Origin of the sequence: Terasakiella sp., assembly GCF_048267425.1 — a bacterium.
In the GTDB taxonomy this organism is placed as follows: Bacteria; Pseudomonadota; Alphaproteobacteria; order Rhodospirillales; family Terasakiellaceae; genus Terasakiella.
The window spans coordinates 1-23,489 of record NZ_JBLWXN010000003.1; the positions used below are offsets into that span (position 1 = coordinate 1).

Below are 23,489 nucleotides of genomic sequence, written 5' to 3' on the forward strand. Positions count from 1 at the left end.
CAGCGTAATCAGAAAATTCTGCGCCGCCAGCTTCCGCCAATACTTTGGTGATCGCAGCTGTCAGCGTGGTTTTACCGTGGTCAACGTGGCCTACGGTACCAATGTTACAGTGCGGTTTATTACGTTCAAATTTTGCCTTAGCCATTTTCTGTCCTTGAATCTAAGTAACTAGCAAACACAAAAACGACCACGAAAGAAAATTTGGAGCGGGTGAAGGGAATCGAACCCTCGTCGTAAGCTTGGAAGGCTTCTGCTCTACCATTGAGCTACACCCGCCCTGATCGCAATTTTTCCGCGCGGTCTCTTGCAATATGGTGCCCCAGGCCTTTTAACAGTCCCTTAGCGGTGGTGGAGGGAGTTGGATTCGAACCAACGTAGGCGTAGCCAGCGGATTTACAGTCCGCCCCTTTTAGCCGCTCAGGCATCCCTCCATAGGAAGAGACCATCAATCAGCATGATGCGTGAGGGGAGGGAATATGGAAAAATATCCCCCCTGTCAACGCCAAAAGGGAAAGAAATGTCGAAAAAATAAAATTGTTTCCTTTCAGCAACGCAGAGCGTATCAATTTTACAGTTTTCAGTTCTCGGTATGGGTCTATGAGCAAGCAAAAGAAAAGTCGCGCAACACCTGCGAAACGCAAAAACTTCGCCAAAGGAAAAAATACAGATGGAATCGCAAGACACTCCTCTGAGCGTGGATCGGCCCCAACGCAAAAAGGCCCGCCGTGGCTTTATGGTCGTCATGCCGTTATTGCAGCCCTGTCCAACCCGAAACGCAATTGCTTGCGACTGGTTGCCAGCGACGACTTCGTAAAAGCACATGGGGAGGAATTGCGTACTGCCCTCGCCGCCACAGAGCGCAAACGACCGGAAACCGAGATTTTAACACGTCAGGAAATTGAGGACCTTATCGTATCCGGGGTTCATCAAGGGATCGCCTTGCAACTTGATCCCCTGCCCCGCACCACATTAGAAGACATCCTGCCAGAATTGGCGGAACGCGACAGCGCCGTCATCGTTGCCTTGGATCAGGCCACCGACCCGCAAAACATCGGGGCGATTTTACGTTCTGCGGCCGCCTTTGGTGCACAGGGCGTTATCATCCCCGATAAAAACGCACCAGAAGTCACCGCCGCAATGGCCAAAGCGGCTTGCGGAGCCTTGGAACGTCTTCCTTTCATCCGCGTGACCAATTTATCACGCAGCCTTGATCAATTAAAAGAAGAAGGGTTCTGGTCCGTCGGTCTGGATGGATATGCCGAAACCACATTGTCCAAAATCGATTTAAAAGGCAAAACCGTCCTTGTTATGGGATCGGAAGGCACAGGCTTGCGCCGACTGACGCGCGAGAAATGTGATTTTCTTGCAAAAATCCCGATTTCCCAAGCTGTTGAAAGCCTGAACCTGTCCAACGCAACGGCGGTTTCCCTTTATGAAATCGCCCGTCAAAAGGAGGGTTGAAAAAAAATGTCGAAAAGTGAAAAATCTTTCTTGCATAACGTAAAGGGCTGAGTTAAGTTCCGCCCGCTCTCAAGGAGAGAGCATCTGGAATATGCCTCTATAGCTCAGTTGGTAGAGCAACTGATTTGTAATCAGTAGGTCCGCGGTTCGAGTCCGTGTGGGGGCACCATTCCACTCTCCAAAAGAACAACCACATATATTATGCCTCTATAGCTCAGTTGGTAGAGCAACTGATTTGTAATCAGTAGGTCCGCGGTTCGAGTCCGTGTGGGGGCACCAGAATTTATAAAGGGTTTCAGCTAATTTGCTGAGACCCTTTTTCTTTAAATCATCTTATATCAATCCCTTATAACATTCCACTTGCGTTAAATTACTACCTGAAAGAATATACAATCTAGATTTAACAATTACTATCCAGAGGTGCATAATGGTCCAATTCAGAAAACGCTTAGGAAAAAAAGTAGAAAAATCTACCAACCCTAGTGAAATATATAACCAACTGGACCGTGCAAGTGATAAAGGGCCACTAAGACCATCTCAGGAACATGTCCTAGAAGAATGGCATAAAAACAGAACTAAAGATAAAGACGTAATAGTTAAACTTCATACCGGCCAAGGAAAAACTCTAATTGGACTCCTGATACTTCAATCAAAATTAAATGAAGGAAAGGGACCAGCTCTTTTTCTTTGTCCGAATAAATTTCTCGCTGAACAAACATGTGAACAGGCGCGCCAATTCGGATTCAAATACTGCACAATAGAGGATGAACTACCAGCAGAGTTTGAAAACGAGAATGCAATTTTAATCACTCATATTCAAAAATTATTCAATGGCTTTTCTAAATTCAAAACAGGCGCAAGATCACAAGATGTAGGTACAATTGTACTAGATGACTCACACTCATGTTTAGACTCCATTCGAAAATGTTTCACTATTCGCATTAACAAAGGAGAACAACTATATTCAGATCTAATTCAAATCTTCTCAGACGATTTGAATGATCAGGGTTTAGGAACCTTCGAAGATATTAGAAAGGGTGAATACAGTGCATTCTTACCAATTTCATATTGGGGATGGCAGGACAATATACAAAAAGTCACACAACATATCGCAAAATATGCTGATTCATCGAATGACATCAAATTTGCGTGGCCTCTATTAAGAGATATTTTGAAAGAATGCCTTTGCATTGTATCTGGGAGTCATATTGAAATTGCGCCATATATGCCCCCTGTAGATGTATTTGGCTCATATGCAAGAGCGAGCCAAAGAATATATATGTCAGCAACAATTAATGATGATTCCTTTTTCATTAAGCATCTCGGAGTATCTGCAAATGCTGTACGTAATCCCATTGTTTATGATAACGAAAAATGGTCTGGTGAAAAAATGATCTTAATTCCTCAACTAATTGATGAGGAATTAAATCGAGCTAAAATAATTAGCTTGTTTGCTAAACCAAATAGCTCACGCACACATGGTATAGTCGCTCTCACACCTGGAGGAAAACAACAAGAACTTTGGGGACACTACAAAGCAACAAAAGCCACATCCGGCAACATCAATTCTTTAATATCTTCCTTACGACAAGGAAATTACGAAAGCACGATCGCGATTGCTAACAGATATGATGGAATTGATCTCCCAGACAATAGTTGTCGAATTCTAATCATTGATAGCAAGCCGTTCTCTGAAGAATTAATAGATCGATACTATGAAGAAGCTCGAGAAGATAGTGAGGTAACAGAAGTAAAACTTGCGCAAAAAGTAGAGCAAGGTTTAGGCAGACATATCAGGGGGGAAAAAGATTACGGTGTAGTTTTGGTAATTGGTCCAAATCTTGTCAAAACTCTTAGATCAAAGAAAACACAAAAATTTTTCTCACCCCAAACCAGACACCAAATAGAGATAGGATTAGATGTAAGCAATTGGGCAAAAGAGGAAAAAGAAGATGAAAACAACACTACTGAATTGCTCTTGAAAACCATTAATCAATGTCTATTAAGAGATGAAGATTGGAAATATTTCTATCAAGAACGAATGAACGAACTTGAAAGTGATCACGGCAGAATAGATTTGATAGAGATTTTCTCTGCTGAACGAACTGCCGAAGAAGCACATAAATACGGCGATACGGCGAAAGCGGTTAAGACTATTCAAAACCTACTAGACACAGAGAACTTAATGCCTTCCGATAAAGGCTGGTATTTGCAAGAGATTGCACGATACACCCACAAAGAAAGCCCATTAAAGGCAATCCCAAAGCAAGCAATTGCACATCAAAAAAACAATAATCTTCTCAAACCTAAAGAAGGTATGGTCATAGAAAAACTAGACCCCTCAGGCACAGCACGTATTGATAGAATAAAAAACTGGTTCGCTAATTTTACTTCCAATGAAGAAATGGCAGTCAAAACTGATGAAATTTTAAACGGATTACGATTTGGGGTAAAAGCCGATCGTTTTGAGAAAGCACTTTTTGAATTGGGCGAAGCACTTGGTTTTTTAAGTCAACGACCAGAAAAACAATGGAAAGCAGGGCCCGATAACCTCTGGTGTATTGATAGAAACAAATATTGGTTATTTGAATGCAAATCAGAAGTTCTCGAAACTCGACCTGAAATCCATCAAAGTGAAACAGGTCAAATGAACAACTCGTGTGCTTGGTTTAAGAAGCAATATCCGGAGAGGGAGCTTCACGCTACAATTATTATTCCTTCCAGTCATCTTGCTAATGGAGCAGGTTTTAATTGCATCGTAGATGTTATGAAAAAAGGGAACCTCAAACACTTAGTTGAACAGTGCCGTAAATTTTTCAATGAGTTTAAAAATGAAGAATTAAAAAACTTGCAAACTGTGCAAATAAAAGAGGCTTTAAAAATTTATGGACTAGATAAAGGAACATTGGCTGTAAATTATACCTCTAAAATCAAAGGCCCTTTATAACCTCTATCAAAACGGGTAATCTTTCCTTTTTGAAAAAAGGATTGTCAGATCAGGTCGGAATTAGTTCAGCTAATCTTAAATTCTAAAACGGCTCCATAAAAAATATTTCAGCGAGGAGAAATATCCCCGCTGAAAGTTTAGGTTAATATTAGAAAAGCCCTCACCCCTTGTTCGACGCATTGCTAATACTGCTGACGAAAGCGTCGATTTCGTTGCCTAGGACGGTGAAGGAATGGGCGAGTTCGCCGATGGCACTATGCATATTTTCAACAGAGGCATTCGTTTCTTCGGAATGTTGCGTTAAATCTTCCATATAATCGGAAATATGCTGGGTGCCGCTGGAGGCTTCGCCAACGCTTTGATTAATGTCGTCAATGGATGTGTTTTGTTCTTCGGTTGCAGAAGCAATCCCGACCGAGGCATTTTGAACCTCAAAAACCTTATCTGAAATGTCTTTTAAGGCTTCGATCACCAGTTCAGTTTCGCTGTTGATTTGAGAAATTTTTTCACTCACGCCTTCGGTTGCATTGGCCGTCTGCATGGCGAGTCCTTTGACTTCGGATGCCACCACGGAAAAACCTTTTCCGGCTTCGCCAGCGCGGGCGGCCTCAATCGTGGCATTCAGCGATAATAAATTGGTCTGTTCCGCGATATTTTGAATAAGTTCGACAATATCACCAATACTTTCAACCGATTGGGATAGACCTTCCACAACCTGCATCGCCCCGCTGACTGCCTCGCTCGCGTCCTTGGTTGTATGGGTGGCCTTGTCCATTTCGTGTGCGATTTCCAACGAGGATTCTTTTAACTGCTGTGTTGCAGAGGCAACGGTTGAGACATTCAAGGAAGTGGTTTGCGCAAAGCTTTGCACATCCTGCGCTTTTGTGCGTGTCGCCTGAGAGGTTTGCGCCATTTCCGAAGAATTGGATTTCAACATCTCAATCACCGTATTCATCTGTTGAATCGCCTCGCCTGTTCGTTGTTCCAATCCATCGGCAATTTCCAACATGGCCTGCATTTTATCGGCTTCGCTACGGATACGTTCAGCCTCCTGAGACTGTCGTAAATACACCGCTTCTTTCTCGTTATTTTTGAAGACCTCGACCGCATGCGCCATGCTGCCGATTTCATCGCTACGTGATAAAGCTGGCATTTCCTGTTCCAGATCCCCATTGGCGATATTCATCATCGCCTGCGTAATTTTCTGCAAGGGCGAAACGATGGAGCGACTGGCGTACATCCCCACCGCCCCGATTAAAATAAACAACGCCACAGACGTGATTAAAATCCGATTGCTCAAATCATGGGCAGGTTTCAAAATTTCATCCATTTCCTGCTCACTCAACACAAACCAGACCTTATAGAAGAAAGAAACCGTTTGTGCTGCGTACAATGTGTTTCGCCCATCTTCAGATACAGAGACATCGGTTGCAAATTTTTGAGATTTGGCAACAGAAAGAACAGACAAATCCAGCTTGCTTGTGCCTGATCCCGTGCTTGTTCCACGCAACAGACCATCATTGCCGACCAGCATCATGCGCCCGCTCTCACCTAGCCCTGAACGATCACCTAAAATCGCGTTGATCCCCTTATCAGGCACTTGCAAAACAATCACCCCTTCTAGGTTCCCGTCCTGTGCAAAAATACCCCGTCCGGCAAAGGCTGCTTTTTGCCCTGCCAAGGAAGGATAAGAAAAATAATCTGCTGCCAGAACAAGGTCTGTTTTTTTCTCATCAATCAAAGTTTGCACCAGCGTCTTCAACGGGCTATCCGGTTCATCCTTTTTAATAATTTTCGAGGCAAAATCATCACGTTTGTTGACCGAATAAATCATGTTGCCTTTCAAATCGAACAACATCAATTCCGGGTAGCCGTAGCTTTCAATCAAAGAACGGAAATAAGGGTGGTTCTGTTTATGCTGTTGTCCATAAAAGGAAAAATCGTCTTCGCCGTCGTAAGCCTTGCGATCATCGGGGGTCGGATTGTTTTTGATATATTTCTTGCGCAAACCGGACCGGCCGGATGACCCGAACCCCATTGTGAAGCTCACGACCCCTTTAATGGTCGAAGGGGTTTGGCCTAACAGGTTGAGGTCCGTTTTCAGGCGTTGGAATATCTCGTTAATCTGTGTGGCACGCGAGGCTGTCAGGGCCTCCAGCCGGGTTTTTGAAGCTTCTTCCAAAATGGAACTGCCGCTTAAAACCGATGAAATACCGATTGCCAATGTGCTCAGCAATGCCGCCCCAATCACCAGACTGGGGATCTTTTTTGATAGAGTGAAAAAACCAACACCCGTTTGCATAATCTATTCCTCACTACGACTTCTTACCTTGTTTCAGACAAAGCGGATCCATTGACACAACGCCTGTTCGCGTGCCTTGCCATTTAAAATCATGGTGCGGTTGGTTCCTTACCGATTTAAATGTCGGAAAGAAACGCCCGTTCCTTAGTTGTTCATTTGTTTAAAAATCTTTTGCCCGGTCGGGGTCATTGCCAAACCACCCTTGCCGGTACAGCGCAATTCACAGGGGATGGATTGTCCAACCTGATGCATGGCAATAATGACTTCATCCAATGGAATCAATGGATCAAACCCGGCCAAGGCCATATTGGCGGCTGATAATGCATTCCCTGCCATCAAGACATTTTTACCCAGACACGGGGCTTCCACCCGGTTTGCCACTGGATCACAGACCAGACCGAATGTATTTTGCAACGCCATTGACGCCGCCCCGATAGACTGATCAAGTGTGCCGTCAAACAGAGTAACAAGAGCGGCCGCAGCCATGCCGGACCCGGATCCCGTTTCCGCCTGACAGCCGCCGATTTCTGCTGAAAACGTTGCCATATGGGCGATAAAAACGCCGATCAATCCTGCCGCCAACATGGCCTTGACCTTTTGGTCTTCGTCCATATTCAGCGCATTGGCAACACCAAGACACGTTCCCGGTAAAGTTCCGCATGACCCGGCAGTCGGTGCGGCAACAATCACCCCCATCGAACTTTTAACATCCATCAAGGCCGTCACCGCCAGAATGACATCATTATGCAGACCAAGGTTCAGGAAGTTGTTCGCCCCGGTTTTTTCTTTATATTTTGGGGCTTGTGCCGGATAAATCCGATCTTCATAGGTCGTGCCCTTGATCCCCTGTTCGATGGAATGATCAAGGATACGAACAATGTCGCGCATTTTTTCAAACACGATCTCTTCACTGATATTGCCGCGCGCACTTTCATATTTCAGTGCCAGTTCCCACAAGCTGAGATTTTTATCCTCATTAAAGGCCAGCATGGATGTCGTATCAACAAAGGGAACCTTCATGATTTTGCGTGCCCCAATAGGTAAAACCGGGGCCATTGTGCGTACCTCAATTCCATCGGGAACCGTGACAAAGTCTTGGCCTTTGACTTGGATCACCCCTTGGCGTTTCAAGACATAATCTGCATTTTGCCCATCAACCAATGTTTCATCTTCGCTGAAAATCAGGGTTTCGTGATAATCCCCAAACATAGAAAGTTTGATGCCGTTGATCTCAATCACTTCGATCATGCCGCCACCTGTGGAAATGGCGATCATGCAGACTTTGTCCACCTCACTTTCCAAGGTCAGCTTATAGGTATTTTCGTGTGTCGCCCCATAATCGGTAATACGGATTTCAACCGAACATCCGCTTTCTTCCAGATATCGTCCGGCTTCTGTCATACGTTCATCGGTGACATTCCACCCCATCAAGGCGGTAAACAATCCCATATCGGAACCTTGACTTTCATGGGTCGGTTCCAACGATCCATTTGGATCATATTCAATGAGGACTGTATGGAAATTGCCGTTCATATAATCACGTGCCAAGGCACCAATCCGATGGGCTGCGGCAACATGAGAACTCGACGCCCCGCGCATCACAGGGCCAATGGCATCGTTAAATATGCTGGGATAATGCATCGCTTAACCTTTCGCCGTTTTTTGGATATAAAGCGCGGTCATTAAATCAAGATGCGCCCCACCACCGTTTTTAAACAAGGTAATTTCGTCATCAGATATACGACCCGCTGCGCCATTACACAGATCATAAAAATCAGCAATGATATCGTTTTCACCAATGACACCGTGTTCAATGGGAATACGCAATTCCCCAATATCATGAATGGTGGTTTCACGGGCATCAACGAATAAGCGGGATTTGGTCAATAAGTTATCCTGTGCTTCGCGCATATCAGGGCGGTAAGCACCAATCAGGTCCACATGAGTCCCCGGTTTAAACCAATCCCCGTTTAAAAACGGTTCAATCGTCATGGTCGCACTGGATACAATATCTGAACACTCTATCGCTTCAGGTAAGTTTTCAACCGCGATAACACCCTTTTCAGCCGCCAGTTTTTGGGCTTTTTCAAAAGTACGGTTCCACAACTGAATTGTTTCCAATCCGGGAAAGACTTCACGATAGGCGTCAATCAAGGACGCGGCGACCGCGCCCGCTCCAACCACGGTTAAAACCTTGCTTTCCTTACGGGCCAACAAACGTGCACCCAAAATGGAATCCCCTGCCGTTTTCCATTTCGTCACCAATGTTCCGTCGATCAAGGCGGTTGGGACACCCGTTTGATCATCAAACAGGCTAAACACCGCATGAATACTGGGCAAAACCGGACTTCGTTTCAGGTTTTCAGGGAAAATCGTTGCTGTTTTAACACCAATGCCAGCCCCCTTGATCCATGCTGCACGGTTCAACATGGCATCATCCCCATGCTTGAACAGGATATCATCAATGTCGGCACGTTCATGCTGTTTATGACCATTGATCATGGCATCGCTGACATCCATCCAGCTTAAATTATGTTCGACATCACTTGCCTGCAAAAAAGGGATCGTGCTCATTTTCTTATTTACCTTTCAACATGGGCCACGTGTCACCGATCCGGTAGCCACCCGGCCAAGGGTCCGTGGGGTCCAGCATGTGTTGATACGTGCCCGTAATCCAGCCACGACCGGATAACTCAGGGACAATTGCGTCTTTTTCGCCAACCTTGGTCGTTTTCACGATCCGTCCGTCAAAACGTGAATTGATAACCGAACGCGCAATATAACGTTCGCCAACTTCCATCAGACCGCGCGCATGTAACACGGCCATACGCGCCGACACCCCGGTTCCGGTTGGGGAACGGTCCAACTTGCCGGGTTGGATCACAACGGTATTTTTTACAGACTTGATCCCGTCTTCCTCGATCATCGGGGCATGGATTTGACAGAAAGAACAATGTGTCCAATCCGGGTTTGTCGGATGATGAAAACCCAATTGTTCATTTGCGGCATTGGTAATTTTAATCCCAATTTCCGCTAAATCGCGGGCTTCATCGGGGGTAATGGCAAATCCCAGTTCCTGGGCGCTCGCCATTACAAAACTGTCCCCGCCAAAGGCCGTATCCACCGTAATCGTTCCCAGTCCGGCAACTTCCAACGTGGCATCCAGTTTGTCTGCGAAGGAAGGTACATTTTGGACGGTCACTTTTTCGACTTTGCCGTCTTTGCAGCTTGCTGTGACTTCAACCAAACCACCGGGGGCTTCCAACGTCATTTTGGTTTCCGGCTCCACCATCGGCAAAATACCTGTTTCCAACAAAACTGTGGACACACAGATGGAATTGGACCCGGACATCGGTGGTGTATCTTCGGGTTCCATAATGATCCAGCCCATTTGCGCCTTGGGGTTCTTGGGTGGCACCAACAGATTGACATGACGAAAGACCCCGCCGCGTGGCTCGTTCAGGACAAAGTTGCGCAAGCTTTCATCCTTGGCAATAAAACGCGATTGTTCCCACAAAGTATCGCCGGGTGGCGGGGCAACACCGCCGACAATAACATCGCCAACTTCACCCTCGGCATGACAGCCAACGATATGAATGATTTTGTTTGACCGCATCTTATTTCACCACAAATCCATGTGCATAAGGGTCCCGATCATCAATATAGATCGTATTCGTGCCCGTCATACGTGCCCAGCCTGCAATTGACGGGATAATCGCCTCATAATCCCCAACTTTTGTGGCCCCTTCGACACGGCCTTTAAACAAGGACCCGATAATGCTTTCGTGGATAAAATCGTCACCCACATTCAATTTACCCAGTGCCGCCCATTGTGCCATGCGCGAGGATGTGCCCGTCCCGCAAGGGGAACGATCAATCGCTTTATCGCCATAAAAGACAGCATTGCGCGCCGTGGCTTCAGGCTGGGTTGTGTTGCCTGTCCACAGGATATGGCTCAAGCCTTGAATTTCCGGTTTTTCAGGATGGATAAATTCGTACTTCTCATTTAGGGCAGCACGCAGTTTGGGGCTGAACCCGACCAGTTCCCCTGCCGTAAAATCCGCCATATCCTGAAAATTGCTTTGTGCATCGACAATGGCATAGAAGTTTCCACCATAAGCCACATCCACAAAGATATCGCCCAGCCCGTCAATTTCTGCGCTTAAGCCTTGTTTATAAAGGAAAGAGGGAACATTCGTCAGGCGGACTTCTTCAACATATCCGCCCACTTGTTTATATTCAGCAACCACCTTGCCCGCCGGGGTATCCAGATTTAAAACACCCGGTGTTTTGGGTTTTACAAGGCCGTTTTCAATCGCCATCGTCACCGTCCCGATGGTGCCATGCCCACACATGGGTAAACAACCGGATGTTTCGATATAAAGAACGCCAACATCGCAATCTTCACGGGTCGGTGGATACAAGATCGAACCGGACATCATGTCGTGCCCGCGTGGTTCAAACATCAATCCAGTACGTATCCAGTCATATTCCGCCAAGAAATGTGCCCGTTTTTCCAGCATTGTGGCCCCTTGTAAGTCAGGCCCACCACCTGCAACAAGGCGAACCGGATTGCCACAGGTATGACCGTCGATACAGAAGAAAGTATGTTTTGCCATTTCTTTTTATTCCTTATTTAAAAACGGTTCGCACGCAGCGCCGTTATATCAATGGACGTTTTCTTATTATTGATCAGTTCCCAGACAAGCTGGGCCGTTGCACTGGATTGGGTCAGCCCCAAATGCCCGTGCCCGAAAGCATAAATAATATCATCACTCGCCGATGAATGACCGATCACAGGCAAGGTATCGGGGATCGCTGGACGAGCGCCCATCCATTCTTCCCCGTCTTGCGGTTTTAAGGCTGGTAATAGTTTTTTCGCTTTCGCCAGCATGGTTCTGGATCGCTTATAATTGGGATCTCGTCCCAGTTTTGCAATTTCAGATGCACCACCGACCCGCACACCATTTTCCAACGGTACGACAACAAACCCATGTTCACTAAAGACCAGCGTATGATCCAGATCAGACCATGCCGCTTTGGGTAAAGTGGTGTTATAACCACGCTCCCCGATCAACGGGACAGGGTCGCCCAGCTGTCCACTGAGTTGCGCAGACCATGGACCAGCCGCAATTACAATTTTATCCGCTTCCAGACGATCACCACTGGCCATTGTTACATTACCCTTTGCAACAGATAACACCTCGCCATAAACCGTTTTCAGGCCTTTTTCACTCAGCACACGGTGCAGGGCGAGACAGAAATCATGCGGATCAGACACCGATTGCCACGTAGATGCAAAAATACCGGCAACAAAGGACGGGGCAAGGCCGGGCTGGAATTGATGCAAAGCCGCATCTTCATAACATTCATATGCAATATTATGCTGTTTTCTAAATTCCCAGTTTTTCAGATCATTTTGATAAGCCGATCTACTTTCATAAAGATGCAGCGCACCGTTTGTGCGCACCATCGATGACAGGCCACAACGATCCAGCATCAAGGCAAAACTATCCTTGCCCAGATGCATCAACGCGGCCTGCACATCTATACTGCGTTTAAATTGTCCGGGGCGCGCTGCTTTCAGAAAACGTAATAACCAGCCCATTGTGTGGGGAAGATCCTGTGGCACCACGGCAAAGGGGCCGACAGGATCCAAAAACCACTTAATTGCTTTTTTAACAATACCGGGTGAAGCCAAAGGCATAATATCGGAAAACGCCAATCCTGCCGCATTACCGCGTGAGGCGCCTGCTGCGATTTCTTCACGTTCAACCAAGGTCACTGAGTGACCTTCGTATATCAGTTTTTCCGCAATCGCCAATCCGACGATCCCTGCGCCGATAACGATGATATCCTCTGACTTCCCCATGATATGTGTCCTTAAGCTTGAGTATAAGACGTTTTAACGGTGGTGTAGAACTCAACTGCGTAGCGGCCTTGTTCACGCGAGCCGTAGCTGGACCCTTTGGTCCCGCCAAACGGCACGTGATAATCCACACCCGCTGTCGGCAGATTGACCATCACCATGCCCGCCTTGGAACGTGCCTTAAAATCGGTGGCATATTTCAAGGATGTTGTACAAATTCCGGCGGACAGACCGAATTCCGTATCATTGGCAATTGCCAGCGCTTCGTCATAATCTTTGGCCTTAATCACAGTTGCGACCGGACCAAAGACTTCTTCGCGGTTGATGCGCATGTCATTGGTGGTATCGACAAACAATGCCGGGGCCATGAAATGCCCTTTGCCATCGATTTTTTCACCACCACAGGCCAGTTTCGCGCCTTCTGCCTTGGCGATTTCGACATATTCAAGGTCTTTTGCCAATTGGCGATCATCAATGACCGGGCCGATTTGTGTGGCATTGTCACGGGCATCACCGACTTTCAGTGCACTAACAGCCTTGCTAAGCGCCGCGACGAAATCGTCATAAATACCTTCTGTCACGATCAATCGGCTGGACGCTGTGCAACGTTGTCCAGTGGAGAAAAACGCCCCGTTCAAACACGCACCGACAGCCACATCAAGATCGGCATCATCCAAAACGACCATCGGGTTTTTGCCACCCATTTCCAACTGAACTTTTTTCAAGTTTTTGGCACAGGCTTGTGCAACAGAACGACCCGTTTGGACGGACCCCGTAAAGGAAACAGCCGCAACTTTCGGATGATCAATCATAACCGGGCCAATTTCAGAACCACGACCATTGACAAGATTAAACACACCAGCAGGCAGACCGGAACGGTGAATGATGTCTGCCAAGGCCCAGGCACTACCCGGTACAGCTTCGGCAGCCTTCAAAACAACCGCATTGCCGTAACACAGGGCCGGGGCTGCTTTCCACGCCGGAATGGCGATGGGAAAATTCCACGGTGTGATCAGGCCGATCACGCCAACAGCTTCGCGGCGCATGTCGACTTCCACGCCGGGACGAACAGAATCAAGTCGTTCCCCCGGTATACGTAAGGCTTCCCCGGCAAAGAACTTAAAAATTTGTCCAGCACGGGCAACTTCGCCAATCCCTTCCGGCAATGTCTTGCCTTCTTCACGCGCCAGTAATTCACCCAGTTCTTCTTTACGGGCAAGAATTTCTGTTGCGATTGTATCCAGCACATCAAATCGTTGCTGCGGGGTTGACGCCCCCCACCCGGCTTGCGCTGCATGGGCGACTTCAATCGCTGTATTCATTTCATCGGCAGTCGCACTGGCGGCTTCACCGATGATATCATTTGTATCGGACGGATTGACGTTGGGGACACTGTTGGCCCCCATCGTCCATTCCCCACCGATCAAGTTGGGAAAAGTAGTCATTATATAAAACGTCCCTTTTACTTAGAGTGCGTATTTAGACAGGTCCGGGCGGCAAGCGATTTGGTCACGGATGACTTTTTCAACACGTGCGCGGTGCTCACCTTTCAGGATTTGACGCGGCGGACGTACATATTCCGTGGAACCTACGGAAATGGCTTCGGCCAGTTTAATCTGTTGAACAAGGAACGTCGAAACATCCAAATCCAGAAGTGGGCGCAACCAACGATAAATTTCACGCGCTTCTTCCGTACGACCGGCACGGACCAGATCATAGATACGTTGGTTTTCTTCCGGAAAAGCAATTGAAACGCCGGAAACCCAGCCATCAGCCCCCATCAACAGAGCTTCCAGACCAAGGTTATCCACACCTGTCAGGATTTTATAACGATCACCACAAACGTTGATGATCTCTGTTAAACGACGGATATCATCAGAACTTTCTTTAACGGCAACCATACGGTCATCATCGGCCAGTTCCATCATCATTTCCGGTGTCACATCCACACGGTAAGCCACGCGGTTGGAATAAATCATCACCGGCAGATCACCCGCAGAAGAAATCGCTTTCAGGTTCGTGATCGTTTCATCACGGTCTGTGTGATAGATCGGACTTGGTACAATCATCAGGCCATCCGCACCAGCTTTGCGCCCCATTTGCGCAAGTTCACAAGCTTCGCGTGTACCCGCTTCGCTAACGGTCAATAAGACGGGTTTATTACCGCAAGCCGATTTTGCAATTTTTACCGTTTCAATGCGTTCCTCGTGGGACAGCATATTGCCTTCCCCAAGTGTGCCGCACACAATAACGCCTGCATTGCCTGCATCCATCTGCAAACCAACGCAACGTTCCATTTCCGCGGCGTCAATCGCACCGTCTGCTGTAAATTTCGTTGTGACAGCAGGCATCATTCCATTCCACATGGTTCTCAATCCTTCCAAAGATAAGTATATGATTTTATTGTTTTGTATTAGAGCATGGCGCGCTCAATAACTGTCACTTGCCATGCTCTAACTTAGTCGGTTGACGCAACTTGCGTCATCACAACCCAAACCGGGGTGCGTTAGTTTCGTCTTAACGGACGTTTGCGAGGAACTTACGTGTATGTTCACTCTGGGCTTCACCGAAAATTTGCTCCGGCGGGCCGATTTCTTCCATAATCCCTTGATGGAAATAGGCAACACGGTCAGACACATCGCGGGCAAACCCCATTTCATGCGTGACACAGATCATGGTCATGCCTTCTTCCGCCAACATGCGCATGGTTTCCAAAACCTCACCGACCAGTTCCGGGTCAAGTGCAGACGTTGCTTCGTCAAACAACATATATTCCGGTTCCATTGCCAATGCGCGCGCAATGGCCAAACGTTGCTGCTGACCACCGGACAATGAATTGGGATAAACATCCAGCTTGTCGCCCAAGCCAACGTGTTTCAGTTGCTTGGCGGCAATTTCCAAAGCATCTGTCTTAGAATGCTTTTTCACAATCTGCGGCGCAAGGGCCACGTTCTCAAGGGCGGTCAAATGCGGGAAAGAGTTCCATTGCTGGAAAACCATTCCCAGATTTTGGCGCAATTTATTGACATCGGTCCCTTTGGCATGCACATCGACGCCATCCACAATAACCGCACCTTTCTGAATTTCTTCCAGACCGTTGATACAGTAGAGCAACGTCGATTTCCCGGAGCCGGAAGACCCGATCACGCTCAGCACTTCACCTTTTGCAACATTCAGGTCAATGCCCTTGAGGACGTGCAGGTCCCCGAAATACTTGTGGAGCCCTTTGATCTCGATCATGACGCCCACCTTTCTTCTAATTTCTGTGAATATTTAGACAGCGGATAGGAAAGCGCGAAGTAAAAGGCGCCTGCCACTGCCAAAATGATAAAGGGTTCTTGTGTTCGTGTGATCAGGATTTGCGACGCGCGCAGCAATTCGACATAACCCAAGACAGATACCAGCGCGCTATCTTTCATCACCCCAAGGGCAACACCGACCCACGCTGGGAAAACAGCACGCAATCCAATTGGCCACACGACATAGCGCATATCCTGCCAATAACTCATGCCCAAGGAACGTGCGGCGCGGCGCATCGGCTTACCAACAGCTTCGATCCCCCCACGCGCAACCTGTGCAACCAGCGAAGCCGTATAGAGACTTAAAACAAACGTCCCTGCCGCAAACGGTTCCAGCGGCCATCCCATAATCGGAAAAAAGTTAAAGAACAAAACCAACTGGATCAAAAGCGGTACACTTCTGAAAACGTCCAGAACAGTCCCTAGCAGAGCGCGAACGACCCAATTCCCGCTTTGCAACATCCAACCAAAAATAATCCCAAACACGGTTCCGGTCGAAATCGACAAAACGGAAATAAGCAGTGTTTGCCCCGCAGCCTCAGCCATGAACAAAAGGTCATGGGGCTGAAAACCACTAAAGAATGACATATTATTACTCATCTAATTCGCCTCCCTAATACCGAAACAGGCGGATAGATGCCAATTTTGCTGCGCCCAAAATAATCTTGACGATCGCGTAATAGATAATGGCAGTCGCTGCAAAATATTCAAAAATACGAAATGTCTTGGATGCAAAGAACTGGGTCTCGCCTGACAATTCACGGAAACCGACCATCATCCCAAGCGAGCTCATCAAAACAGCCCAGACCATCTGGTTGGTCATCGGGTGGTAAACAATGCGCAAAACCTGCGGAATAATGATACGAATATAAGCTTGCGGGATCGTCATGCCCAGCGAACGTGCCGCGCGTAATTGTGTATCGGGAACAGCTTGAAAACCACCACGGAAGTTTTCTGCCAAATAACCTGCATTATTAAAAGAAAGCCCGAAAAGAACGATAAAATACGGTGCGAAATGGATCCCGAACGCACCCAGACCAAAACCAAAAAAGAATAATTGGAACAGCGCCGGTGTGTTACGAGCAAGCTCGACCCAACACGTCGCAAACCACCGTAGCGGCTTGATCGGCGACATTCTAGCCAAAGCCAATAAAAGGCCGAGGATAATGCCGATGATCATTGAAAGTACGGCAACCTCAAGCGTCGTCAGACTTGCCTGAAGAAGTTCGGGCAGTTTCTGAAACACAGGGCGCCAGTGAAAATGGTAATCCACGATTACTTACCTCCGGCAAAAAAAGCCCCGGGCCGAGTTTATCAGCGGATGATGACCCGGGGAATATATGCGAGCGTTCTCTTAGTACATTACGCCGGGGATACGCAGTTCGGGAGCTTCGCCACCGACATAAGTTTCCCACAATTCAGCATAACGACCGGAACGAACCTGGTGCGTGATGAACAGGTTGAGGTAATTCAGCCAAGAGACATCCTTGCGCGGACCGGCAAAGGAGGCATAATCCGGTGTCCACGGCATACGCGGGCCAGCTTCAATCGTGTCATATTGTTGTACAATCGGGCGAACGGCTGTGTTGGTTGTAATACCAACGTCCGCTTTACCTTGTGCAACAGCCAGAACAACTTCGTTTTGGCTTTGATAAGCTTGATAATCTTTTTCCCAACCGCGTTTCTTTGCAATTTCCAGATACGCAGCTTCTTCAACAGTTCCCAGACCTGCGGCAACACGTTTACCGGCCAGATCATCAAATGTTTTCACACCCGCATCTTTGTTGACGATAGCTTGCGCAAAGAAAATCACATAAGGAATTGAAAAGCCAACAGTTTTTGCACGTTCCAACGCATCTGACGTTGATCCGATAACGACATCTGCACGGTTTGTAACGATCAACGGCAGGCGCTCGGACCATGTCACAGGTAATAACTTAAGATCTACACCAAGTACTTTTGCCAGATCTTTACACATATCCACGTCGTAACCGGCCGGTTCATTGTTTTCGTCACGATAGCCGATCGGCGGGAAATCAAGAACAACACCACAACGCAGCTCACCGTTGTCGATTACATCATCCAGTTTGTCTGCGTGCGCAGGGGATTGGGAAAATGCGATGGCAAGACCAGCACCCAGTGCCATAGTCTTAAGAAAACGTCCAATCATTGAAACCTCCAAATATAAAACAAATCTGATTTGCGCGCTTTATTCGTCATCTTCAAACCAGCGATGTAGAACCATATTTTAAATTGGATCCAATATGCAATATATTTTTTACAAAAATTTCTATATACTGCACTTAGTTTGACATAAAGTTGTTTGTGGATTATGCACCAAGCGGCTGAAACCATTGAAAGGACGGACTTTGTACGACGACTTGAAACAGCGGGCGATTGATCTGGGAAAGACAGCATCTTCTTCAGATATTATTTTCGACGCGTTGCGTGATGCCATCATCAGCGGTTCGTTGAAAGCGGGTGAATCCATTCGTCAGGAATATATCGCAAAAATTTTCAATGTTTCTCGTATTCCTGTACGTGAAGCCTTGAAACGCCTTGAATCACAAGGACTTGTTCGCAACGAACGCTATAAGGGCGCCATCGTTTCCTCCCCCAATAAAGAGGAAATCCGCGAAATCTACGAAATTCGTTTGTTGCTTGAACCTAATATCATTCGTTACGCCGTACAAAATATGTCCAAAGGGACATTGCGAATCGCAAGCGAGTGTCTGGATAAATTGGCCGCCGAACAAGATTCCAGCAAATGGGGGGAATTGAACCGACAATTCCACGAGGCGCTTTATCGGGATGCAGGCCGCCCAATCCATCTGAAAATCGTCAATGATTCAATCGACCGGATTGATTCTTATATTCGCGCGCAGCTCAATTTGTCCGGTGGTATGGAAAAAGCACATGAAGAACATCTGGCCATTCTAGAAGCCTGCGAAGTCGGTGACGTTGAAAAAGCTTACGAACTGACGGCCCGTCACATTAAAGATTCATACAGTACCGTTATGAATCATCTGGGTCATCAAGGTGCAGTGTTGGATTAAAGCGTGCCTTGCGTTTTCGCCCAACGCAATTTCATCCATCGTTTTCGGTCTGTTGAGGCCATGACGATACCCAGCGTCGCAATGCCCACACCAATCATCTGGCTCTGGGTCATTCCTTCGCCCAAAAAAGGCACCGCAAGTGTCGCGGCACAAACCGGGATCATGGCATAAAACAGGGAAACAGCACTGGCACCAATCGTACGTGCGGCATAAGTCGTTATGAGCATCGCAAACAAGCCGGGTACAAGCCCCTGCAACGCGCCCTGAAACAAAAGCTCGCTGATCTTATATTCAGCCAATAGCGATGTATCAGAAAACAAAAGCCACAGCGGCAGAAAAAACAACCCGTTTAAAACAGTACAGGCCGTCAAACTTTGCCCAATGCTGACCTGCCAGCGCTCCGCATAGATAATAAAGGCTGCAAAAGACGCGATTGCAAGGATAGCCATTGCATTGCCACTCCAGACTGTCAGATCAAATGCGATGCCCGATTGATCGGCAACCATCAACAAAATGCCGCCGAAGATAACCGCACTACCCAACGCTTGTTCCACCGTAATTTTTTTGCGCAAAAACAAATAAGAAATAACGGCTGTCACAACGGGTGTTGTCCCATACATAAAGACGGAAACTAATGCAACTGGACTGCGTTCCACCGCTTCATACGTCAGGATGTTTTGAGGCAAGCCCCCCAGAACCGCAAGAATAAGGTAACGTCGTGCAGACAGCCCTTTCCATGTACCCAAATACCATAAGGCAGGCACCAGAACCAAGCAGGCGACGATAAAGCGTAGTGCCAATAGGTCATAAACACCGATATCCGTTTTTAAACCCAAACGGGTTGCCATAATCCAGGACGACCATGTCAACGTAATCGCAAAACCGGCAATTAAACCGGTCAACTTGGTTGCGGGCATCGGCATTATCTTTCTTTATTTTTAATAGAACGTCGTATTCATTTGGAGGTTTCCTTGACAGGATGCCGCAACACGATGGATAATAAAATCTAAACTTACTTAAATATAGAGTTAGATTTTATTACTCATGTCTTTAAACAAGCTTCACATTTTCAAAACTGTTTATGAATGCGGGAATACGGCTGATGCGGCCGCTCTGCTCAAAGTCACCCGACCAGCCATCAGCCAGAACTTATCACGTTTGGAAGACGAGCTGGGCATTAGCCTTTTCACCCGTTTACCCAAAGGGCTCATTCCCACGCCACAGGGACATCAACTGGCCCGCAGTATCGGCCCTCTACTGGATCAGTTAAATATTGAAATAAATGCGGTCTCACACAATCAGGACAGTCGCGCCGGTGTTTTGCATATCGGTGCCCCCCAAGCAACCGGCACACTTTACATGCCGCGCATTGTTGAACGTTTCAACGCGCTCTATCCCAACGTAGAAATTCACCTCTATCTGGAAAATTCAACCTTACAACTCGCCCGTTTAATGAAAGGAGAATTGGATTTCGCCATTATAGATGTTTATGGCGGTGAGGAACTCCATCGTAATTTCCAGTCCTATTGTTTCAGTGAAACCCTTGTCAAAGAATTTGTCGTTCTGGCATGTTCCCCTCAGTATTACGAAGAAAACATCGCAGGTGATCTCAGTTTTGACAAACTGTCTTCGCTGGATTTTCTGACAACACGTGACACGGCACTGGAACTCAAAAGCTGGTTCCATGACCAATTTGGCAAAATACCGACCTCTTTAACAAAGCGGGTCATCGCGAATAACGGCATTGCCCTTATTGACTGTGCGCGGCGCCACCTCGGCGCCTTTGCCAACGGCAGCAATCTGATCAAAGAGTATGTGGAACGTGGCGAATTGATCGAAATCACCCCGCGCAGCCGTGGCGAGAACAACAGCATTTGCCTTGCTCAATTACTGGATAAAAAACCTTCCGCTTTGGAAAAAGCCTTTATCACAGTCCTAAAAGACTATGCCAAATTCACATGGGGGAAAGACGGCCCTTAAGGAATGAATCTCATTTACGAGGGAATACGTTCGATACCCACTTTCATTTTGCCTTTTCTCAGACTGGTGAGTGTCAAACCATAAATGCACGCCACGACAATCATCAATGCCACAACTTGATACATTGCAATCTCATCACCAAGAAACGGTACGGCAAGGATCATTGTCAAAGCAGGCCAAGGCGTGGTGATTGAACTGGCCAAAGACACGTCAACATGACGCATCGCGTAGAACCAGACAATCAGCTCAAGAACATAAATCAAGCCCATGATTACGGACATTGTTTGAAAGATTGCTCCGAGACCTACAGAAAATCCTGTCGGTAGGGCAATAATCAAAACAGCTAAAAGGAAAAGCGTCGAGATCACAACTCGGAAAAATGTGACTTGCACAGGCGTGATGGGCGTTTTGTTCAACTCCTCCCTTATGATGACATGTGCAATGCTCCAAAGTAGAGGCACCCCAAGTGAAGCTACAAACCAAGGGGATAACCCGGATACGATGAATGTCCCCCCCGTGCCAAGGTAATAAAGTGAACCTATCAACACAGCGGTCAGCATCAGTTCTACCGCTGTTTTACGACGTTTTAGAAATACGGTTTCCCAGAGAATAGCGAACAGCGGATAAGCCTGAATGGCAATGGCTGCGTTTGTTGCACCTGCTTTTTCAACACTAAGAACATAGAGATAGGTTGAAAGGCCGAACAGTGCCCCCGTAAACAACGCGACAAAGATCATCCGACCTCGTTTTCGCCAAGATAGGTTCAGGCCCAAAATCCCTTTCGTCCCCCTTTGCATCTCCCACACAAAAAGAGGTGCTGCAAACACGACTTGCCATACAGAGAGCGCAAAGGCGAAGCTGAGCGCACCCACGTCTTCTTCACGAAGGTTCGCGATGATTGGCATGATACCGAGCAGAACGAGACAAACCAGAGAAAGGGCAATACCTTTAGCAGCAGACGGATAGGGAATCGACATAACTAAGGACTCACAAGTTGCATTGATATACACAACAATTGCACCTATCCATGAACAAGTGCAATAAGCAGCTTTGCAATAAATGTAGATGATACACCTGAAGCTATCCGCATCTGCATCAGTCACGAAGCCGACGAAGAAAGGCTAAAATCGGGCCTCACAATCATCTCCAATGTGTTAAAATAAAAACCTGACAAAACACCACTTGTAATCTGATCTGCGCCAAAACCACCACTTGCAACGATCAAAAGTATAAAAAGGTCTGATAGAATTCAGCCATATAATGAAAAAACAATCTTAAAGAGAAAACAATAAAAGTTGTTTTATCTATGGAATTACCCTTTATTTCGCTTTAAAAGACTATATAGATTTTGTATTCATCATACGCATAAAGATAACCCTCTAAAATAAATGGTATTTTTTTACGAAAGTTTTTTGGAAACTGTGTAACGGTATGATAAAAATACACGACTGCTCCAAAAGATAGGACGCGAGGGGAGAGCCGAATGGCTGTTGAAGTTGAAATTTTAAAAGAGTCACGCATTCTTGTCGTCGACGATAACCCATCCAATGTTCTACTATTGGAAGCCCTGCTTATGCAGGAAGACTATCAAAATGTCAGCAGCACGACCGATCCAACTCAGGTTCGTGCCCTGCATGAAGAATACGATTTCGATCTAATCTTACTTGATATTCAAATGCCGAAAATGAACGGCTTTGAAGTTATGAAGCAGCTTAAAGAACATCACGACCAGGACGACTACTTGCCGGTTCTTGTCCTGACAGCACAAACGGATATGGAAACGCGGCTGCGCTCCCTTGACCTTGGGGCGCGTGATTTTGTCACCAAACCATTCCAGCATGCCGAAGTGTTGCAACGCATTCATAATTCTCTCGAAATTCGCCATCTTTACAAACAAAAGAAAGAATATACCCATACGCTGGAAGACAAGGTCCATGAGGCCACGGCAGAATTACGCAAATCACAGCTTGATATCATTCGCTGTCTCGGGCGTGCGGGGGAATATCGCGACAATGAAACCGGCGAACATGTTATCCGCATGTCAAAATGCTGCCAGCTTCTCGCCCTTGAAGCCGGTTTAACCGAACGTCATGCGGAATTGATTCTTTACGCAAGCCCCATGCACGATGTCGGTAAAATCGGCATCCCAGATCATATCCTGCTAAAACCAGGCAAGTTAACGCCACAAGAATGGGAAACCATGAAAAGCCATGCCGAACTTGGCGCTGATATTTTGGCAGATAATGAGTCTGAAATGATCCAACTGGCGCGTACCATTGCAATTGCGCACCATGAAAAATGGGATGGATCTGGTTATCCTTATGGCCTGAAAGGCGAAGAGATTCCGATTGAAGCCCGTATCGCTGCCATTTGTGATGTTTTCGATGCCCTGACCTCAGCACGCCCCTATAAAAAGGCGTGGGATGTCAAGGATGCCATTGCGTTTGTTGAAGAACAATCAGGCACCCATTTTGATCCCAATCTGGTTCCTCATTTTATGAGCATTCTGCCCCGTATCCTCGAAATACGTGAAGAACATCAAGACCCGGACGAACCGCAGACACAAGTGGGTTAA

Annotated in this window: 20 protein-coding genes and 4 tRNA genes; 7 read left to right on the forward strand and 17 right to left on the reverse strand. The window is 46.9% G+C overall.

All coding sequences use genetic code 11. From position 1 onward, the window contains the following. From ACN0VA_RS06195 to ACN0VA_RS06205, 3 genes are all read right to left on the reverse strand, one after another. A partial coding sequence (locus ACN0VA_RS06195) for a GTP-binding protein (protein ID WP_417820599.1) occupies positions 1–145 on the reverse strand: 145 nt, incomplete at its 3' end. A 57-nt stretch (positions 146–202) separates the two neighbouring features. Continuing rightward, positions 203–276: transfer RNA gene (locus ACN0VA_RS06200), tRNA-Gly, on the reverse strand. Between the two features lie 70 nt (positions 277–346). Next, positions 347–431, reverse strand: a tRNA-Tyr gene (locus ACN0VA_RS06205). A 166-nt stretch (positions 432–597) separates the two neighbouring features. On the opposite strand from ACN0VA_RS06205, the gene rlmB reads away from it, so the two are divergent. From rlmB to ACN0VA_RS06225, 4 genes are all read left to right on the forward strand, one after another. Then, positions 598–1,461 carry a 23S rRNA (guanosine(2251)-2'-O)-methyltransferase RlmB gene (rlmB, locus tag ACN0VA_RS06210; protein ID WP_417820319.1) on the forward strand — a complete coding sequence of 288 codons (864 nt, stop codon included), beginning with the start codon at positions 598–600 and terminating at the stop codon, positions 1,459–1,461. Positions 1,462–1,554: 93 nt separating this feature from the next. After that, positions 1,555–1,630 (forward strand) — tRNA-Thr (locus ACN0VA_RS06215). 34 nt (positions 1,631–1,664) lie between these two features. Next, positions 1,665–1,740: transfer RNA gene (locus tag ACN0VA_RS06220), tRNA-Thr, on the forward strand. Between the two features lie 148 nt (positions 1,741–1,888). Continuing rightward, positions 1,889–4,408, forward strand: coding sequence for a DEAD/DEAH box helicase (locus tag ACN0VA_RS06225; RefSeq protein ID WP_417820320.1), 2,520 nt, complete (start codon positions 1,889–1,891; stop codon positions 4,406–4,408). Between the two features lie 160 nt (positions 4,409–4,568). Here ACN0VA_RS06225 and ACN0VA_RS06230 read toward each other — a convergent pair whose 3' ends face one another. From ACN0VA_RS06230 to ACN0VA_RS06285, 12 genes are all read right to left on the reverse strand, one after another. Next, positions 4,569–6,710 carry a methyl-accepting chemotaxis protein gene (locus ACN0VA_RS06230; protein ID WP_417820321.1) on the reverse strand — a complete coding sequence of 714 codons (2,142 nt, stop codon included), beginning with the start codon at positions 6,708–6,710 and terminating at the stop codon, positions 4,569–4,571. 144 nt (positions 6,711–6,854) lie between these two features. Then, positions 6,855–8,351, reverse strand: coding sequence for an L-serine ammonia-lyase, iron-sulfur-dependent, subunit alpha (locus ACN0VA_RS06235; protein WP_417820322.1), 1,497 nt, complete (start codon positions 8,349–8,351; stop codon positions 6,855–6,857). A gap of 3 nt (positions 8,352–8,354) precedes the next feature. After that, complete coding sequence (locus ACN0VA_RS06240; protein WP_417820323.1) at positions 8,355–9,284, reverse strand: ornithine cyclodeaminase family protein; 930 nt, start codon at positions 9,282–9,284, stop codon at positions 8,355–8,357. Positions 9,285–9,288: 4 nt separating this feature from the next. Further along, positions 9,289–10,326: a trans-3-hydroxy-L-proline dehydratase gene (locus ACN0VA_RS06245; protein ID WP_417820324.1), complete on the reverse strand. Its 1,038-nt coding sequence runs from the start codon at positions 10,324–10,326 to the stop codon at positions 9,289–9,291. A gap of 1 nt (position 10,327) precedes the next feature. Beyond that, the gene (locus ACN0VA_RS06250; RefSeq protein ID WP_417820325.1) at positions 10,328–11,329 is read right to left on the reverse strand and encodes a 4-hydroxyproline epimerase; all 1,002 of its coding nucleotides are present in this window, start codon (positions 11,327–11,329) and stop codon (positions 10,328–10,330) included. Between the two features lie 17 nt (positions 11,330–11,346). Beyond that, positions 11,347–12,582 (reverse strand): NAD(P)/FAD-dependent oxidoreductase, encoded by a 1,236-nt coding sequence (locus ACN0VA_RS06255; protein ID WP_417820326.1) that lies wholly within the window; start codon positions 12,580–12,582, stop codon positions 11,347–11,349. 11 nt (positions 12,583–12,593) lie between these two features. Next, positions 12,594–14,024, reverse strand: coding sequence for an aldehyde dehydrogenase family protein (locus ACN0VA_RS06260; RefSeq protein WP_417820327.1), 1,431 nt, complete (start codon positions 14,022–14,024; stop codon positions 12,594–12,596). 21 nt (positions 14,025–14,045) lie between these two features. Continuing rightward, complete coding sequence (locus tag ACN0VA_RS06265; RefSeq protein ID WP_417820328.1) at positions 14,046–14,945, reverse strand: dihydrodipicolinate synthase family protein; 900 nt, start codon at positions 14,943–14,945, stop codon at positions 14,046–14,048. A 151-nt stretch (positions 14,946–15,096) separates the two neighbouring features. Next, entirely contained in the window at positions 15,097–15,819 is a 723-nt protein-coding gene (locus ACN0VA_RS06270; RefSeq protein ID WP_417820329.1) for an amino acid ABC transporter ATP-binding protein, read from the reverse strand. Further along, positions 15,816–16,478, reverse strand: coding sequence for an amino acid ABC transporter permease (locus tag ACN0VA_RS06275; protein ID WP_417820330.1), 663 nt, complete (start codon positions 16,476–16,478; stop codon positions 15,816–15,818). Before ACN0VA_RS06275 ends, ACN0VA_RS06270 begins: the two co-directional genes overlap by 4 nt. Before the next feature lie 13 nt (positions 16,479–16,491). Next, positions 16,492–17,151 carry an amino acid ABC transporter permease gene (locus tag ACN0VA_RS06280; protein ID WP_417820331.1) on the reverse strand — a complete coding sequence of 220 codons (660 nt, stop codon included), beginning with the start codon at positions 17,149–17,151 and terminating at the stop codon, positions 16,492–16,494. An 81-nt stretch (positions 17,152–17,232) separates the two neighbouring features. Continuing rightward, positions 17,233–18,048, reverse strand: coding sequence for a transporter substrate-binding domain-containing protein (locus ACN0VA_RS06285; protein ID WP_417820332.1), 816 nt, complete (start codon positions 18,046–18,048; stop codon positions 17,233–17,235). 199 nt (positions 18,049–18,247) lie between these two features. Here ACN0VA_RS06285 and ACN0VA_RS06290 point away from each other — a divergent pair, with 199 nt between their 5' ends. Further along, complete coding sequence (locus ACN0VA_RS06290; protein ID WP_417820333.1) at positions 18,248–18,934, forward strand: GntR family transcriptional regulator; 687 nt, start codon at positions 18,248–18,250, stop codon at positions 18,932–18,934. On the opposite strand, the gene ACN0VA_RS06295 is transcribed toward ACN0VA_RS06290, so the two are convergent. Further along, positions 18,931–19,851 carry a DMT family transporter gene (locus ACN0VA_RS06295; RefSeq protein ID WP_417820334.1) on the reverse strand — a complete coding sequence of 307 codons (921 nt, stop codon included), beginning with the start codon at positions 19,849–19,851 and terminating at the stop codon, positions 18,931–18,933. The genes ACN0VA_RS06290 and ACN0VA_RS06295 overlap by 4 nt on opposite strands. Before the next feature lie 127 nt (positions 19,852–19,978). Here ACN0VA_RS06295 and ACN0VA_RS06300 point away from each other — a divergent pair, with 127 nt between their 5' ends. Further along, a complete protein-coding gene (locus ACN0VA_RS06300) occupies positions 19,979–20,914 on the forward strand; it encodes a LysR family transcriptional regulator (protein ID WP_417820336.1) in 936 nt (311 codons plus the stop codon). 14 nt (positions 20,915–20,928) lie between these two features. Here the strand turns inward: ACN0VA_RS06300 and ACN0VA_RS06305 are convergent, their stop codons facing one another. After that, positions 20,929–21,891 carry a DMT family transporter gene (locus ACN0VA_RS06305; protein ID WP_417820337.1) on the reverse strand — a complete coding sequence of 321 codons (963 nt, stop codon included), beginning with the start codon at positions 21,889–21,891 and terminating at the stop codon, positions 20,929–20,931. A 506-nt stretch (positions 21,892–22,397) separates the two neighbouring features. Here ACN0VA_RS06305 and ACN0VA_RS06310 point away from each other — a divergent pair. Continuing rightward, the gene (locus tag ACN0VA_RS06310) at positions 22,398–23,489 is read left to right on the forward strand and encodes an HD domain-containing phosphohydrolase (RefSeq protein WP_417820338.1); all 1,092 of its coding nucleotides are present in this window, start codon (positions 22,398–22,400) and stop codon (positions 23,487–23,489) included.